Here is a 17,555-nt window from a genome sequence, read left to right on the forward strand (position 1 = left end):
CAACAGGCACAATACGGAATTCGCCACCCCCGCACGCATGTTCGCCATCCGAACATTGACGGCGCGGCACTGCTGCCCGACCTCCTTCCCAGTCGTCATGAACGCCACGCTCACTCCGGCGCGCGAGTCGAATTCGCCGCGCTTCCTGCTGTTCCTGATCTGCCTGTTCGCGTCCGCCGGCCAACTCGCGATCGACATCTACGTGCCCGCGCTGCCCGACATGGCACGTTCGTTCGCGACCACGCCGCAGGCGATCCAGTCGAGCGTGTCCGGCTACATGGCCGCTTACGCGCTCGGCCAGCTGATCTTCGGGCCGATCGCCGATGCGTACGGACGCAAGCGCGTGCTCGCGTTCGGGCTCGTGATCTACACGATCGGCTGCCTGCTGTCGCTCGGCGCGCCGAACCTGGAGACGTTCGTGCTCGCGCGCTGCCTGCAGGGCTTCGGGATCGCGACCACCAACCTGCTGGCGAAGGCGATCATCACCGATTCGTTCTCCGGCCAGGCGTTGATGCATGCGTTCACGTACATGTCGATCGCATGGGGGCTGGCGCCGATCATCGCGCCGGTGATCGGCGCGCACCTGCAGGAATGGTTCGGCTGGCGCGCGTGCCTCGTGTTCCTGCTGGTCTACTCGCTGGCGATGTGGGCGCTGCTGTGGCGCTACCGCGAAACCTTGCCGAAGCCGGTGCGTCTCGAGCCGCGCACGCTGATGGCGAACACCGGCAAGGTGCTGGCGAGCCCCGTGTTCCAGAGCTGCTTCCTCGCACAGGGGCTGTGCTACAGCATCCTGCTGGTGTTCAACATCGTCGGGCCGTTCATGGTGCAGACCACGCTGCACAAGCCGCCGACCTTCTTCGGCTACCTCGCGCTCGGCATCGGCCTCATGTATTTCCTCGGCGGCCTGTCGAACCGGATCCACGGCCGCGGGCTGCCGAGCGCCGAGCAGCGGCTGCGCATCGGCGCGCGCGTGATGGCGGGCGCGTCGATCGCGATGCTGGTGCTGGCGCTGACCGTCGGCCTGCGCGTGTGGACGCTCGCGACGCCGGTGCTCGTGATGGGTTTCTGCGCGGGCGCGATGTATCCGACGCTGATGGCCAAGGGCAATTCGCTGTTTCCGCATATCGCCGGCCTGACGAGCGCGATTCTCGGCTGCGCGCTGCTGCTCGTGTCGTCCGCGATGATGGGCCTGGCCGGTTTCGTGTCGATTCACGTGCTGACGCCGCTTGCGGTGTTCTTCGTCGCGTTGTCGTTCATCGTCGTGTGGATGGTGACGAAGCTGCTGCGCCATCTGTCGCGGCAGCAGGCGGCGCCGGTCGTGTGCGGGAGTGGCGAGGCGGCGTAACAGGCCGGCTGGCAACGCAGCCAAGCCATGCATGGCTCGATTTGCGAATACCTGTCAGGCCCGCCGTATCGTGATGCCGCAGTTTTCCGGGCGGGGAGTATCTACGTCACGAAGGGCGACAGCTTTCGCCAGCGCGTTCGTAACCCGAATCGCATTCCCACGAGCGTCTGGTGAAATCGACGTGCGCGTTGGGTGGCACGCGCAGTTTCGTGCAGCTCCGGCCGGTCTGAATGAAACCCACGTCGCATTCCCATCCGAAACCGCTGGGTATCGCGTGTGCGTGCTGCGGCATGGCGGCCGGCACGCATGACGATCCGGCGCGGCTGAAGCCGTTCGGACACGACGATTCGCGCTCGGTGCGGCCCGCAGCGCCCGGGCACCCGAGGCGATCGACACCAGGCGGACAGGATTCCGGACGAGCCGCGTCCATTGGCGCCGGTGCCGGCGTGGTGTGCGCGGGCGCATCGTCCGTTTGTTTGAGCGATGTGTCGCGAGACAACGGGCGAGCGTGTTTCGTCAGCGCCGTCGGCGATTCCGATGGCGAGGCCCGCCAGCTGTCGCGTTGCTGATGCGGTATCGATGTCGGGCGATTCTCGATCGCTGCCGCCACGTGCTGCTGGCTGGCGGGCCGAGCGGGGGGCGCGGCCAGATGCTCGGACGGGCGATGGATCAGCGCGAAGACTCCGCCAGCTGCGACGGCAATGAGTGCAGCGCCGACGGCGACCCGGCGCCCGTATCGTACGCGCGACGACGGACGCCCGTCCCGTCGTGTGATGCTGCGGCGTTCGCCGATCCCATGGTCAGGCAGCCCGTCGGACACGATACGGGCGGCAGCCCCCGGCACGGAGCATGGCCCGTCGGGCAAGTCGAGACCGCATGCGATGGCTTGCGCGTCGGCGTCCGGTGTGCCCGCCGCGTGCAGCGTGACGATGACGTCTTCGCCCGCGCCCCGCGCCGTATATGCGAGTCGGAGCCACCGGAAATAGGTGTCGGCGTCGATTGTATCGATCGAACCGGCACGACGCGCCGCGCGTTCAATCACGTTGTCCATTCGTCATGCCTCGTCGCGCAGGAGCATCGCGGTGCCGTGCCCGGCGACGCCCGGCCATGTCGTCCGATGTTCGAGCGTGGCGGCGCATTCGCTGAAGAATGGATAGTCGCGCCACGCGTCGCGATTGCCGATCACGTAGAGTCTGCGTTTCGCGCGACTGACGGCGACGTTGAGCAGATTCGGCTTTTCCGACGCCCATGCTTTCGCGCCGGGGCGGTCGGGATGGCCCCCCAGTACGAGCAGGACGACGTCCGATTCCTTGCCCTGCACCGTATGGATCGTGCCGATCTTGACATTCCCGTATCGATTGCCGAGCGTGTCGTGCAAACCTTGCGTCACGTCCCGGAATGGGGAGATGACATAGATCGTTCCGGAGGCGTCGTCGTGTGTGTGAATGTCATCGAGAATCGTGGCGACAGCACGTCCCTCGTTGGGGACCCAGTGTCCGTTCGCATCGCGTCCCTCGACGTGAATCCAGGTCGTCCCGGGAAGCGCGAGTTGGGCCCGCTTGACGGTGCCGAATACCATCATCCCGTTGTACGCGATTTTGTTGGCGACATTGAACATCTCGACGTCGCAGCGGCGATGAACCCGAAGCGGAGCGCTGACCCAGAGCGGTTTGCCTTCATGGTCGGGAAGATAGGTGCCGACCGTCGAGATCCGGTCGGCGAGCCGCTGAATCGACTGACGACCGGGCGTCCACGTCGTTTCGACGCCGAAGCGGGTGCGCAGCGCCTGTTGCGAGGTGAACGGCAGCGGCAGGATCGGCTCTAGTTGAAGCGGATCGCCGACCACGACGGCCCGCCTGGCCCGCCACAGCGCGCCTACGGCGGCTTGCGGCAGCCCTTGTCCGGCCTCGTCGATCAACAGCCAGCCGATTTCCTCTCGCTGGAGATTCGAGAACAGGCGACTGAACGAAGCGAACGTGCTGGATATGACCGGCACCACAGCGAAAAGCGTTTGCCACGCGGATTTCACAGCCTCGCGGGATACGCTGCCCGGTACGGAGCCTTGCAAGATGTCGACCATGCCGAACAGATTGGAACGGACGATATGGGCGTTTTCGGCTGCGAACGCCTGATGCAGGTTCAGTGCTTCAAGGAACACCTTTGCCCGGGCGTCGTTCCATGCCCGGTCTGTCCATGGTGACGATAGTTCACGTTCGTCGTCCGTGCGCTCGGCGCAATCGCGATCGACGAAATGATCGCCCAGGACCCTGCGCGCTTGGGCCAGTCCGGCATCGAGTCGCGTAATGTCACCCGACAGCACCCCGATTTCGTCGTGGGTCGCGCGTTCGAGTCGTTCCGCACCTCGGCGCGCGACATCGGCTTGATCCACAATGCCAGCGGCGGTGTCCATCGCATTGCTGGCCTGCTGTTCGGCGTCGATACATGCCAGAAATCTGATTCGCCAGTCCCGGTGTGCGCGACCGAAGCTGAACACGTTCTCGAAGAAACCCGGGCGCGCATGCAAGTGATCGATTTTTTGAACGTGCGCCTGCCTTGCTTGTTCGATAGCCGTCGAGTGACGGGCCCGAGCAGTTTCGTAAGCGTTTGTCGCGTTCGCCGTCGCCCGACTGCGTTCCCGCGCAAGTGCGTTCAGCGCATCCCGGCGCGAACGCGCAGCACGAAGCATGTCTGCCTGCCGGGCCCAATCTTCGCGCTGCGTTCTCAGTTTCGACTCATCGGCACAGGTTCGCCGGAAGCGCTCGACAGACTCACGCCACATCGAAGGCCGGCGCCTGGCGTGGTCGCCGAGCCAAGTGATGAGGCCCGGTAGTCCTTTTTCGCTCTCCGAGTCGTCGTTCGTTCGACGATCGTCCTTTTGTTCGTCCCACCAGACGTCGCGAAGGAACGCGGTGCGGTTCGTCTTGTTGCCGAGACGGGCTGCGAGCAAGCCCCAGACCGGCTTGCCGCCGCCGAGTGCGCGCGCGGCCAGATCCGGGAAATAGTCGACGCTCGGTTTCCACATGTCGTCGATCGCATCGGCTCCCGGCAGTTCGAGCGTGATATTTTCGACGGCGCCATTATTGGCAGAGGCCACCACGATCTCGAAGCCCGAGAATTCCGGCTTCCACAAATAGATGGTCCGCTGACGATTGCCGGATCCCCAGCCACCGACGCCGTCGAACGCGTCTTCCGGTCTGCGCAGCGACGCAAGCATTTCAGCCCGTGTGACGACTATGTGCGCGACGAGATCGCGGAGCAGGGTGGTCTTGCCGGTGCCGGGCGGTCCGTTGACGCTGAATATCCCGGCGTCGTTGTCCAGTTCGTGAATCATGCGGTTGATCGCGAACTGCTGACTGAAGACCAGCGGGTGGTGTCCGCTTGCCGGCCAACGCCCGGAGGGGTAGCGCTCGGGAGTGAGCGTCTCGTACATCGTATCGACCGATTGCCGGGTGTCGGTGCGCGCCGCGTTGTCGATCTCGCGATCCGGCTTCAGATAAGACGATAAAGCGGCTCCCGCGTCGTTGCGCTCGAACGCGTCCGCGACCCGCGTCAGATCGTCCACAAAGAAGCTGTTCAGGAAGTCGACACGGTCGACCTGATACACCTTTCCGGCCTCGATCTGCTTCGACTGAATGCGGGCGCGTTCGTCCGGCGTCTCTTCCACAAGGCCGATTTCCTCGAATAGCAATGCGGTGATCGCGTCAATGTCGCCCAATGTCAATTTGCGTCCGACGTCGAGTTCCTTCGCGAGTAGCGCCTTGCCTTCGTCGTCGTCGTCGGGAACCGCGAATATCTGGCGCAATTTGATCAGGAGGTCGGCAGCGAATGATTCGAATCCGTCGAGCCAGTCTGGCGAATCGGGTCCGGGTGCGGCCGTACGTCCCCATGCCCAGACGCATGCGGACAGTACGAACGTATCGAAGAGCGGGCGCCCGTCATGATCGACGCGAATCAGGAAGCATGCCGACAGACTGTCGAGTCGCGAGTCGAACGATTGCGGATCCTGCCCGAAGACCGACTCGAGCAATTCGCGTACGCGCCGGACGAGGTAGATACCGCCGTAGACGTCGTGACGCCATACACAGTCCTTTCCCGCAGCCGGAAGACGCGTGAATCCGGGTTGCCAGGGCGCGAGAAGATCGTCGCGAGTAAAACGGTCGGTCTGTTTCGTTCGCTTTCCGGGTTTCAGATCAATGTCCGGAACGGACTGCGGATTGAAGATTTCAGCGGCGCGCCAGTAACGAAGAATCTGTGCTTTCGTATTCATTTGATGCAGACCGATGTTGCGCTATGCGGCGCGAATGAAATGTTCGCGTCGTCGGATGGTGGGCACTTTACCTAATTGTTCGACGAATGGGAAATGCGCGGCTTGATGTCGATTGTTGAAAAAATTGAAGATAAGCCGATATTTATTCCGATTTGCAAAAAAATGAAACAGATATATTCGATGTCGATAATGCCGCAAGAGCGGAGTTCGATGGTTAGGTTTCGAATGAAGTGGATCGGATGCGTGGCCCATGAAAAGAACGGCGGCGGGACTCCGAACGGATTGCAGCCAATCGGTACGGGCATGCGCTGGCGCATTGCTGAGCGATGGATCGGAATATCGACGGAATCGCTCGCGGTCAATCCACGCGGCGACGATCGCGGCGCTTACAGCGGATGCGCGGCGCCGGCCTGCTGCAACAGCGACACGGCAACCGGATCCGGCAGTCCGTTCGAATCGATCGCCCCAGCCTTGGCCAGCGCGACGAGATCGCTGTCGACGCCCGGTTGCCCGACCACGAACGACGTGGTGAGGAACGCCGGTGCGGCCAGCGTGACCGCATAGCGTTGCTGCAGGTTCGTCACCACGGCCGATTGCGCGGCCTGCACGGTGTCCGGGCTGTTCATCGCCCGCTGGTAGCGCAGGGTGCCCTGGAAATTGCCGATCAGCCCGGCCGTGTTCGTCCCGAGTTGCGCCGCGAGATAGACGAGCATCAGCTCGGTCTCGGGCGTCGTATTGAAGGTGCCACCCGCGTAGGCGAGCGAATGCAGGCTCGCGCCGCCCGACGCCACGGTGATGACGCATGGCAGCGCGGCGTTGAGCGTCACCCGGTAGTTGCCGCCGCCGTCCGTCAGCGTCGTGGCCGACCCCGCCGCGCAATTGACGGACACCTGCGCGCTCGCGAGCGCGTCGCCCGTCGCGGCCGTGCCTGACAGCGAGACGGTTTGCGTGTTGTCGTTGAAGCACGCGTCGACGCCGAAGCAGGCTTCGCCGTTGCAGGCCTGGAGGGCAGCGAGTGTTGCGACGCACAATGCGCCCAGCGCGGGGCGGGTGAAGCGCGTAAGGCGAAGGTTCATGGTCGCGGGCGATCGAGAGAATGAGGCAACCGGTGCGCATCGGGAATGCGGCGCTGCTGTAATTCTATGTCGTGAACTGGCGTAAAAGCGAATGCAGCCGGCCAGCAAGACCGGCCCGCCGCCTCACGGCTTGCGCGCGGCCGGCTTCGCGAACGCGCCGCGCACCTCGAAGCCGATCGCATCGGCGACGTTGCCGCGCGCATCGACGAGTTCGAGCCGGTGCCTGCCGGGCCACGGCAGCCACGCGACGCGGTCGGCGTGCCCGATCATCTTGTCGTCGAGCCGCCACGCGAACTTCGTCGCGCGCCCGGCCGAGCGTTCGAACCAGATCCGCTGGTTCTTCGGCGGAATGTCCGGATCGATCGCGAAGATCGTGCCGTCGGTCGGCGCGCCGATCGTCAGCGGCGCCCGCGCGCCGTCCTTGCCCGGCGTGGCGGGCGCCGCGAGCCGGATCGTGTCGACCGCCGTGCCCGCGACGAACCATTCGTTGCGGGCCGGCTCGATGTCGCGCTCGAACGCGATGCGGCGCGTTTCGACGCCGGCCGGCGCACGCGGCGCACGGCTCGGCAGGTCGCGGTGCAGGTAGCCGACGACGGCCGACCACACGGGCGACGCGCCCGTGACGCCCGACACGTCCCACATCGGCGAGCCGTCCGCATTGCCGACCCACACGCCGACCGTATAGCGCGACGTGAAACCGATCGTCCAGTTGTCGCGCATGTCCTTGCTCGTGCCAGTCTTGACCGCCGAGAAGAAGCGCGTCGCGAGCGGGTTGTCGAAGCCGAACGTGCGCACGCGCGCGTTGTTGTCGGACAGGATGTCGGTGACGACGAAGCTGGCCGCCTCGCTGAACACGCGCGTGCCGGCGTCCGGCCGCGCAGATGCCGATGCGCCGGATGCGCCGGCGGCCGGTGCCGGTGCAGCGGCCGGCAGATCGACGACCTTGCGCGCGACGCCGCCATTCGCGAGCGCGCGGTAGGCGTTGGTCAGCGACAGCAGCGTGACGTCCGCACTGCCGAGCGCGAGGCTGAATCCGTAGTAATCGCCTTCCTGCGCGAGCGGCAGGCCAAGCGCGGTCAGCGTGCGCGCGAAGCGGTGCGGCGTGACGAGCACCAGCGCGCGCACGGCCGGCACGTTCAGCGAGCCGCCGAGCGCGCTGCGCACGCTCACCCAGCCCTTGAAATCCTTGTCGTAGTTCTGCGGAATGTACAGGCCGCCGCCGGCGGCGAGGTTGATCGGCGCATCGTCGAGCAGCGACGCGGCGGTCAGTCGTTTTTCGTCGATCGCCTGCGCGTAGAGGAACGGCTTGAGCGTCGAGCCGGCCTGGCGCGGCGCGAGCACGGCATCGACGTCGCGCGCGCTCGACAGCGCCCCCGACGAGCCGACCCACGCGCGGATCTCGCCGGTCGCGTTATCGATCACGACGACCGCCCCGTCCTGCACGTTGCGCCGGTGCGCGGGCGCGTTCAGTTCGGTCAGCGCGCGCATCAGCGTGTCGCGCGCGAAGCGCTGCAACGGCGCGTCGAGCGTCGTGCGGACCTGCGCGCCGGCCGCCGGCCTGACCTCGGCCGCGATGCGCCGCGCGAAGTGCGGGGCGAGGGCGGCGCCCTCGTCGCGTACGGCATTGGCCGGGCGTGCGACGACGAGCTGCACGTAGCCGTCGAGCGACGCGCATGCCTGCCCGGCCTGCATGTCGCGAAGGATCCGGCATGCGCGCTCGGCGAGCTTCGCCGGAGCCGCATTGGGCGCACGCACGAGTGCGGCGGCGATCGCGGCCTCGCGCGCGTCGAGGCCCGACGGCGCCTTGCCGAACAGCACCTGCGACAGCGCGCCGAGCCCGATCGTCTCGCCGCGGAACGGCACCAGGTTCAGGTAGGCCTCGAGGATCTGGTCCTTGCGCCAACTGCGTTCGAGCCACAGCGCGTTCACGGCCTGTGTGGCCTTCTGCGGCAGCGAGCGCTGGCCCGAGCGGCGCGGCGAATCGCCGAGCAGCCCCGCAAGCTGCATCGTGACGGTCGACGCGCCGCGCGTGCGCTCGTTCCACAGGTTGCCCCACGCGGCGCCGGCAATGCCGCGCCAGTCGACGCCGCTGTGTTCGTAGAAGCGCTTGTCCTCGGACACGACGATCGCCTCGCGGAACGCGGGCGATACGTCGGCGAGCGATACCCAGTCGCCGCGCCGCTCGGTGAGGTCGACGCGCGTGCGCTGCAGCGGCGTGCCGTCGCGCGCGAGCAGCACCCAGTCGGAGCTGCGCCAGTTGCGGCGCACGTCGTCGTAGCCGGGCAGCGCATGCGCGACGAGCGGGGCGGCCAGCACGACGGCGACGAATACGCGGCCGGCGAAACGCGCCGGCCGCGGCAAAGCCAGATCGATCATCGCGGTCTCGTTACTTGCCCGCTTCGGCCGGCTTCACGGTCATCGGCGGGTTCGGCCACAGGCCGTACACGGACGGCGCATACAGTGCCTCGACACGTGTCGGCGGCAGCCCGAACGTGCCGACGTTGTTCAGCCGCACCGTGTACTCGACCGAGAATTTGCCCTTCGGCAAATAGTCGTAATACGCGCGGTAGCCGTCGAAGTCGCGCTCGATGAACGTCGGCCATGCGCCGTCGGGCGTCTTCTCGCCCTGTGTCGCGGCTTCGGAATCGCGGCCGAGGCCCGACCCGAGGATCGTCGCGCCGGCCGGGATCGGATCGTTGACGGCGACCCACGTCATGTCGCTCTGCGCATCGATGTCGAGATGCACGCGCACGACGTCGCCGCGCGTCAGCACGCCGTTGACGGCCGGCGACATGGGCGTGACGGTCTTCGTGATCCGGTAGCCGGCCGCGAACGGCGCGCGCAGCGGCACGGCCGCGAGGCTCTCGACGGTCGCCCACGGGCGGCCGGTGCCGTCCTGCGTGACCGACAGCGTGGCCGGCCCCTGCGACGCACGCGGCCACGGCATCAGCACGCTGCGCGCGGCGGCCGCGCGGGTCGCGGGCGTGGCCGACGCGGGCGTATCGGCGGGCGCGGCCGATGCCGGCTGCGACCACGAGATCGAGCGCGCGTCGCCGCCGAGCGCCACCTTCGTCGCGCCGGTGACCGGCGTGCTCTCGTAGGTACGCGAGAAGCGCTCGACCGCGAGCAGGCCGAGCGCGTTCGACGTCGTCGTCTGCCATGCGCCCTGACGTTGCAGCGCGAGCAGGCCGGCGGTCACGCGCGGCATTTCATCCTTCCATGCCGGGTCGCCCGCGAATTCCAGCGCGAGACGCGCGGCGTTGGTCTCGTTGCTGGTCATCAGCCACCACAGGTCGTCGTCGCGCGCGGTCGAGAACACGAGCTGCGTGCCCTGGTACGTGAGGCGCGCCCGCAGGATCTGGTCGACCTGCGCGCGTTTCTCGTCGCGTTGCGGGATGTCCTTCACGCGCGTCAGGATCGCGTGATAGTCGATCACCGCCGACGTCGGCCACTGGTTCGGCGCGATCTCGATCGAACCGAGCATGCGGCCCTGTGCGGCGCCGTAGCGCGACAGCGCCTCGATCGCGGCGAGCTTGCGCAGGTCGCGATCCTGGCGCGGCGCCCACGCGTTGCGCTCGATGCGGCCGTCGACGAAGCGCGCGAGCCCGGCCTCGAGCTGCGTGCGCAGGTCTTCCGGCAGCGCGAAGCGCGGATCGAGGCGGCTGGCTTCGTCGGACACCACGAGCAGGTACGACGACAGCGTCGGGCTGCCGTGGTGCGAATCGTCGGACGACGGCGGGAAGTAGCTCGCCAGGCCGTCGCTGTCGAGGTAGACGGGCATGCGTGCGATCAGCGCCTGCCATTGCGCGGGGTCGCGCAGCCCGATCGCGCGCGACGTCTGCTGTTCGAGACAGCGGTACGGATAGCGCTCGAACCAGCGCCGCACGCCGGGCAGGCCGTCGGCGAGCTTCGACTGCAACGATACGGCGATGCCGCCGCGCGGTATGCCTTGCGCGTTGCCGACCGCGCCGGCCGGGGCCGCGACGGGCACCGTCAGCGTGCCGTCGACCTGCGCGAGCGTCGCCTGCTGCACCGTGACCGGCAGCGCCGGCACGACCTTCTGCGCGACGGCCAATGCATCGGACGCGCGCTTGCCGCCTTGCTCGGCCGCCTCGATGCGCCAGTTCAGCGCACCGGCCGCATCGAGCGCCTGCTCGGGCACGGTGATCGTCCACGCGACCTCGGTCGCCGCATTCGCCGCCAGCGACACGGTCTGCGGCGCGACGTCGAGGCCCGTCACGCGCGGCGTCACGACGACCTGCATCGCGCGGTCGGTCGTGTTGCGCAGCGTGACCTGCGCGCGGAACGCGTCGCCTTCGCGTACGAGCGGCGGCAGGCCGGAGATCAGTTGCAGATCCTGCGTGCTGCGGATCGACGTGCTGCCCGTGCCGAAACGGTCGGGGCCGACCGCCGCGATCGCGACGATCCGGAAGCGCGTGAGCGCGTCGTTCAGCGGCACCTCGACGGTTGCGCTGCCGTTGGCATCCAGCGTCACGCGCGGGTTCCACAGCAGCAGCGTGTCGAACAGCTCGCGGGTCGGCGCGCTGCCGCCCCCGCCACCGGCCGGCACGGCCTTGCGGCCGAAGTGGCGGCGGCCGACGATCTCCATCTGCGCGGTGGCCGTCTCGACGCCGTATGCGCGCCGGCGCAGCATCGCATCGAGCAGGTCCCAGCTGTTGTTCGGCATCAGTTCGAGCAGCGCCTCGTCGACGGCCGCGATGGCGATCTGCGTGCCGGCCGGTGCGGGCTGGCCGTTCGGCAGCGTGACCTTCACGTGCGCCTGCGCCTTGCCGCGTACCGTGTAGCGCGTCGCGTCGGTCGTCACGGTCACCCCGAGGCGATGCACGCCGGTGCCGACCTTGATCTCGCCGAGCCCGTAGCGGAACGCGGGCTTCGACAGGTCGACGAACGCGGTCGGCGCCTCATAGTGGCGACCTTCGCGCCAGAACGCGCGCGCCCATTCGACCGGCGCCTTCCAGCCCCACGTGAAGAACGAGTACCACGGCACCTCGCGAATCCGCCCGCGCAGCGCGAGCACCGATACGTAGACGTTCGGCCCCCACGATTCGCCGACCTTCAGGTCGACGGTCGGGTTCTTGCCGTTCAGCTCGACGATGTGCGTTTCCATCACGCCGCCGCGCTCCACCGCGACGAGCGCGGTTGCGTAGCGGAACGGCATGCGCACCTGGAAGCGGGCCGTTTCGCCCGGTTCGTACGACGTTTTCTCGGGGATCACGTCGATCCGGTCGGTGTTGTCGCCGCCGAACCAGAGTTCGTCCTCGCGCGTGACCCATACCGACGTCGACGCATTCGACGTGCGGCCGTCGCCGTCCTTCGCGACCGCGATCAGCTGCACGTTGCCGGCCTGCTCGAGCGTCGCGTCGCAGGCCATGCGGCCCTTGTCGTCGGTCTTGCCCGAGCACAGCACGCCGAGGTCGCGCGTATCGCTCTTGTTGTCGTACGCATAGAAGCCGCCGACCATCCGCTTGCGCGACGACGTCGTGATGCGAGCCACGCCCTTGATCTCGATCGGCACCGACGCACGCGGCTTGCCCTGCAGGTCGACCGCCAGCGCCTGCACCGGCACGCGCTGGCCGACCGACACCCAGCGGCCGGCCTTGATGCCGGCCACCACCGCGGCCGGCCACAGGATCGTGTCGCCTCGGATCGTCTGCACTTCGCCGTTCGGGTCGGCGAACGTCGCCTCCAGCGCGATGCGCTTCGGTGCGTCGACGTCGGGCAGGCCCTTGAGCGTGACCGTGCCCGCACCGTTGCGGTCGAGCGTCAGCGGCAGCTTGTCGGCGATCAGTTTCGTCGCGTCGGGATCGTTGCTCGATGCCGACGACGACGTGTTGTCGCCATCCTGCGCATCGTCGTCGGCGTTGCCGTCGCTCGTGTCCGGGCGATACGGCGTGAAGCTGAAATCCTCGAAACGATCGGCGAACGGCGGCGATGCCCACTTCATCAGCGCCGACACCTGCACCGGCAGGTTCGATGCGCCGCCGCCCGACACGTAGTCGATCTGCACCGCGAGCGGCGCTTCCTTCACGGCGACGAGCGGGCTCTTCTGCGCGTCGCGCGCGCCGATCGAGCCTTTCAGCACCGGCAGGCGGAACGCCTCGACGCGGAAGCTGCCGCTGTAGTAAGTGGCCGTCGGCGCATCTTCCGGGCCGCCTTCGAGCTCGACGCCGTATTCGCCGAGCTTCGCGGCCGCCGGCAGCGTGAACCGTGAATCCGCGCTGTGGTCGGCTGCCCATGTGAGCGGCAGCTTGTAGGTCTGGCCCGTGCCGAGATGGCGGATCGTCACGCGCGTCGGGTATTGCGACGGGAACGCGAGGCTTTGCAGCGTCTCGGTGCGGATGAAATGCTTCATCGACACGGTTTCGCCGGCGCGCAGCAGCGTGCGGTCGAACACCGTATGCGCGCGCACGGTCGGCGCGCTGTCGGTGTCGGTCGGCACGTTGAAGCGCCACGATTCGATCCCGCGGTTCCAGCCCGAGCTGACGAACGCCATGTCGGGGCCCGTCTTCGGATCGACGACGCGGGCCGATACGAAATAGTCGTTGAAGGTTTCCGACGCGTTGCACGCGCGCTTAGGCTCGAACGGCCCGTCGATCTTCAGCAGGCCCTGCGCGTCGGTCTTGCCGGCCGCGATCTCGTCGCCGTTGCAGTCCGACACGCGGATCTGCGCGTTCGGCACCGGCTTGCCCTTGTCGAGCGTCGTGACCCACACGAGGTTGTTCTCGCGGCCCCGTTTCAGGTGCACGCCGAGGTTCGTGACGAGCACGGTCGTGCGCACGTACATGCTCGACGGCTTCGCGAGCAGCGAGCGGCCGAGCGCGGGCGACGCGAGTTCGAGCACGTAGAAGCCGGGCTTGTCGATCGGCACGCCGACCACCTCGAACGGGCGCAGCGTCTTCGGGTCGGCCTTCGGCAGCGTCAGCACCTGCGCGCCGGGCTCGCCCGTCAGCAGCGACAGCGAGCGCACGTCGATGCGGCGGTTCTTCGGCGCGGGCTGCTTTTCGCCGGCCTCGAGCGGCACGTACACCGGGTGTTGGCCCTTGCGTTCCAGCAGGCCGGGAATCTGGTCGTCGATCGAGCCGGCCGTCATCGACCAGTTGTCGAAGCGATCGACGGTGCGCATCCATTGGCGGATCGCGGTGTCGTTCTCGACCTTCAGGTTCGCGAATTGCGCGCCGCCCGCATTGAGGCCGGCGATATGCAGGTCGGCCTCGACGTTGCGCAGCGTGACGGGCACCAGCGCGGGCGTATCGGGTTCGGCGAAGCGCTCGACGATCCCGAAGGTGCCCGACGAGAATTTGGCGAGCGGCGGCATCGGCGCGGTGCGCGTCGCGAGCGGGAACAGGTCGGCATTGGACAGCGGCCGGTCGGTCACGTCGTGCAGGCCGGACGGCAGCTCGACGGTCAGGCCGGCCTGCGCGGGCAGCGGCGGGTTGAACGTGACGGTCGTCACTTCCTCGCTGTGATCGTCGGCCGCGAAGGTGGGCGACAGCGAGCCGTCGGGGCCGCGCAGCTTGATCGCTTCGGCCTGCTTGCGCGAGATCGGTGCGTTGAACGACAGCGTGAGCGGGCGCAGCGGCGTGCAGGGCGCCTTCGCGTTTTCGCGTTCGCACGAGAAGCTCGCGGCGAACGGTGCGCGCACGGTGAAATCGAAGCGCCGTTCGGTGTCGTTCGCGATGCCGCTCGGGCTCGCGACGCCCTTGCCGTACACGAGCTGCATCTTCGCGCTCGCCGGCAGCGCCTGCGAGCACGACAGCGTCAGCACGCGCGCCGCCTCCTTCTTCCAGCCGAAGTGATCGAGCAGCGCGTTGCGCGTCTCGTCGTCGGCCGCCGTGACGGGAATGCGGTTGCCGATGCCGGCCGCTTCGCACCAGATGTTCGCGAGCGCCGAGCGCGGCTCGGCCGGGCCGTTCAGCTTCATCACGAAGACCTGCCGCTCCTCGATCTCGCGCGAGCCGGGGCGCACCGACACCGGAAACGGGCCCCCCGTCTGGAACGTGAAGCGACGCGGGCCGCTGACCGCGTTGCCGGCGACCGAGCGCAGCGTGTCGTTGAGCGCGACCGAGCAGCGCACGCCGGGCGGCAGGTCGCTTTCGAAATCGTAAACCCAGGTCTTGTCGTCGAGCCAGTGGCCCTGGCCGCGCGCGGCCGTCGAATCGTTGCAGGTCATGCGCGCCGGATTCGGCGCGGAGGCCGAGCCGAAGGCGACCATCGGTTCGTCGAACTTGACGACGCTCTGCCGGACTTCGGTGACGGTGCCTTGCGGCGACACGCTCACCGTGCGCGCCGCGCCCGCATGCAGCGACAGCGCCGTGGCGCCGCCGAGCGCCGCGACGGCGCCGATGCGCCAGAGCAGGCGGGCCGTGTGGTTGGTCTGGTCGGTTTCTTTGTTGTGCTTGTCGCGTTGCTTCATCGCTCGATTGCCCTCGGAGGGAAGCTTTCTGTTTGATTGCACGGGATTCTAACCGACCGCCGTGCGCGCGCAGCGCGGCGTGCAGGGGCAGTGTGTGGTCGGCGCGCGACACGGGCAGGCGTGCCGCAGATTTGTCGCGTCGACGACACAAAAATGCAGCGAAATGTCGATTACCCCGGATTGCGGAACATTTAATGAACTATAAAAAGATTGTTCGATTCGATTTGTGCGCGTACATTTCAGGTCCGCGCCAATGTTTGAGAAATATCAAGCGTGGTTTTCCCGAATCCGGTGTTCGAGAGAAGGAAACATGCACAACGACAACACCCCCCAATCGCGTCGTGACGACGCAGCCGCAACCGGCATCACGCGGCGTCAATGGCTGCAGGGCGCACTGGCGCTGACGGCGGCGGGCCTCACCGGCTCGCTGGCGTTGCGGGCCCTGGCCGACGATCCCGGCACCGCGCCGCTCGATACGTTCATGACGCTTTCCGAAGCATTGACCGGCAAGAAAGGGCTGAGCCGCGTGACCGGCCAGCGCTATCTGCAGGCCTTGCAGAAGGGCTCGTTCAAGACGGCCGACAGCCTGCCGCAACTTGCCGGCGCGCTCGCATCCGGCTCGCTGAATCCCGACCAGGAATCGCTCGCATTGACGATTCTCGGCGCGTGGTATCTCGGCATCGTCGACGACGTCGTGATTACCTACGAAGAAGCATTAATGTTCAGCGTGGTGTCCGATACCCTCGTGATCCCTTCGTATTGCCCCAACAAACCCGGCTTCTGGGCCGAAAAACCGATCGAGAGGCAAGCCTGATGGCCGATACCGATACGCAAAAGGCCGACATCGTCGTCGTCGGGTCCGGTGTCGCCGGCGCGATCGTCGCGCACCAGCTCGCGATGGCGGGCAAGTCCGTGATCCTGCTGGAAGCCGGCCCGCGCATGCCGCGCTGGGAAATCGTCGAGCGTTTTCGCAACCAGCCCGACAAGACCGATTTCATGGCGCCGTACCCGTCGAGCCCGTGGGCCCCGCATCCGGAATACGGCCCGCCGAACGACTACCTGATCCTGAAGGGCGAGCACAAGTTCAACTCGCAGTACATCCGCGCGGTGGGCGGCACGACGTGGCACTGGGCCGCGTCGGCGTGGCGCTTCATCCCGAACGACTTCAAGATGAAGACGGTGTACGGCGTCGGCCGCGACTGGCCGATCCAGTACGACGATCTCGAGCATTACTATCAGCGCGCCGAGGAAGAGCTCGGCGTGTGGGGCCCGGGCCCCGAGGAAGATTTGTACTCGCCGCGCAAGCAGGCGTACCCGATGCCGCCGCTGCCGTTGTCGTTCAACGAGCAGACCATCAAGAGCGCGCTGAACGGCTACGACCCGAAGTTCCACGTGGTGACCGAGCCCGTCGCGCGCAACAGCCGCCCGTACGACGGCCGGCCGACTTGTTGCGGGAACAACAACTGCATGCCGATCTGCCCGATCGGCGCGATGTACAACGGCATCGTCCACGTCGAGAAGGCCGAGCAGGCCGGCGCGAAGCTGATCGACAGCGCGGTCGTCTACAAGCTCGAGACGGGGCCGGACAAGCGCATCGTCGCCGCGATCTACAAGGACAAGACGGGCGCCGACCATCGCGTCGAGGGCAAGTACTTCGTACTCGCCGCGAACGGCATCGAGACGCCTAAGATTCTGCTGATGTCCGCGAACCGCGATTTCCCGAACGGCGTCGCGAACAGCTCCGACATGGTCGGCCGCAACCTGATGGACCACCCCGGCACCGGCGTGTCGTTCTACGCGAGCGAGAAGCTGTGGCCGGGCCGCGGCCCGCAGGAGATGACGTCGCTGATCGGTTTCCGCGACGGCCCGTTCCGCGCGACCGAAGCCGCGAAGAAGATCCATCTGTCGAACATGTCGCGCATCAACCAGGAGACGCAGAAGATCTTCAAGGCCGGCAAGCTGATGAAGCACGAGGAACTCGACGCGCAGATCCGCGACCGTTCCGCGCGCTACGTGCAGTTCGACTGCTTCCACGAAATCCTGCCGCAGCCCGAGAACCGCATCGTGCCGAGCAAGACGGCCACCGACGCGATCGGCATCCCGCGCCCGGAGATCACGTATGCGATCGACGATTACGTGAAACGCGGCGCCGTGCACACGCGCGAGGTCTACGCGACGGCCGCGAAGGTGCTCGGCGGCACCGACGTCGTCTTCAACGACGAGTTCGCGCCGAACAACCACATCACCGGCGCGACGATCATGGGCGCGGATGCGCGCGACTCGGTCGTCGACAAGGACTGCCGCACGTTCGACCATCCGAACCTGTTCATCTCGAGCAGCTCGACGATGCCGACCGTCGGTACGGTGAACGTGACGCTGACGATCGCGGCGCTCGCGCTGCGGATGTCGGACACGCTGAAGAAGGAAGTCTGA

Annotated in this window: 8 protein-coding genes; 3 read left to right on the top strand and 5 right to left on the bottom strand. The window is 67.1% G+C overall.

Going from position 1 to position 17,555, the window contains the following annotated elements; genetic code table 11:
- Positions 1 to 97 precede the first annotated feature (97 nt).
- Positions 98 to 1,345 (top strand): multidrug effflux MFS transporter, encoded by a 1,248-nt coding sequence (locus tag WS64_RS31055; RefSeq protein WP_060968833.1) that lies wholly within the window; start codon positions 98 to 100, stop codon positions 1,343 to 1,345.
- A gap of 106 nt (positions 1,346 to 1,451) precedes the next feature.
- On the opposite strand, the gene WS64_RS34770 is transcribed toward WS64_RS31055, so the two are convergent.
- The 5 genes from WS64_RS34770 to WS64_RS31075 form a co-directional block, all read right to left on the bottom strand.
- On the bottom strand, positions 1,452 to 2,396 hold the full coding sequence (locus tag WS64_RS34770) for a hypothetical protein (RefSeq protein WP_155720520.1): 945 nt from the start codon (positions 2,394 to 2,396) through the stop codon (positions 1,452 to 1,454).
- 3 nt (positions 2,397 to 2,399) lie between these two features.
- Complete coding sequence (locus WS64_RS31060) at positions 2,400 to 5,612, bottom strand: DEAD/DEAH box helicase (RefSeq protein ID WP_081103985.1); 3,213 nt, start codon at positions 5,610 to 5,612, stop codon at positions 2,400 to 2,402.
- A gap of 386 nt (positions 5,613 to 5,998) precedes the next feature.
- Positions 5,999 to 6,688 (bottom strand): hypothetical protein, encoded by a 690-nt coding sequence (locus tag WS64_RS31065; protein ID WP_060968835.1) that lies wholly within the window; start codon positions 6,686 to 6,688, stop codon positions 5,999 to 6,001.
- Positions 6,689 to 6,811: 123 nt separating this feature from the next.
- Complete coding sequence (gene pbpC, locus WS64_RS31070) at positions 6,812 to 9,064, bottom strand: penicillin-binding protein 1C (RefSeq protein WP_060968836.1); 2,253 nt, start codon at positions 9,062 to 9,064, stop codon at positions 6,812 to 6,814.
- Between the two features lie 10 nt (positions 9,065 to 9,074).
- On the bottom strand, positions 9,075 to 15,122 hold the full coding sequence (locus tag WS64_RS31075; protein WP_060968837.1) for an alpha-2-macroglobulin family protein: 6,048 nt from the start codon (positions 15,120 to 15,122) through the stop codon (positions 9,075 to 9,077).
- A 310-nt stretch (positions 15,123 to 15,432) separates the two neighbouring features.
- Between WS64_RS31075 and WS64_RS31080 the strand changes: the two genes are divergently transcribed.
- On the top strand, positions 15,433 to 15,936 hold the full coding sequence (locus WS64_RS31080; RefSeq protein WP_059639572.1) for a sugar dehydrogenase complex small subunit: 504 nt from the start codon (positions 15,433 to 15,435) through the stop codon (positions 15,934 to 15,936).
- Positions 15,936 to 17,555 carry a GMC family oxidoreductase gene (locus tag WS64_RS31085; RefSeq protein ID WP_059585012.1) on the top strand — a complete coding sequence of 540 codons (1,620 nt, stop codon included), beginning with the start codon at positions 15,936 to 15,938 and terminating at the stop codon, positions 17,553 to 17,555. Before WS64_RS31080 ends, WS64_RS31085 begins: the two co-directional genes overlap by 1 nt.

It is taken from the genome of Burkholderia anthina, from assembly GCF_001547525.1.
In the GTDB taxonomy this organism is placed as follows: domain Bacteria; phylum Pseudomonadota; class Gammaproteobacteria; order Burkholderiales; family Burkholderiaceae; genus Burkholderia; species Burkholderia semiarida.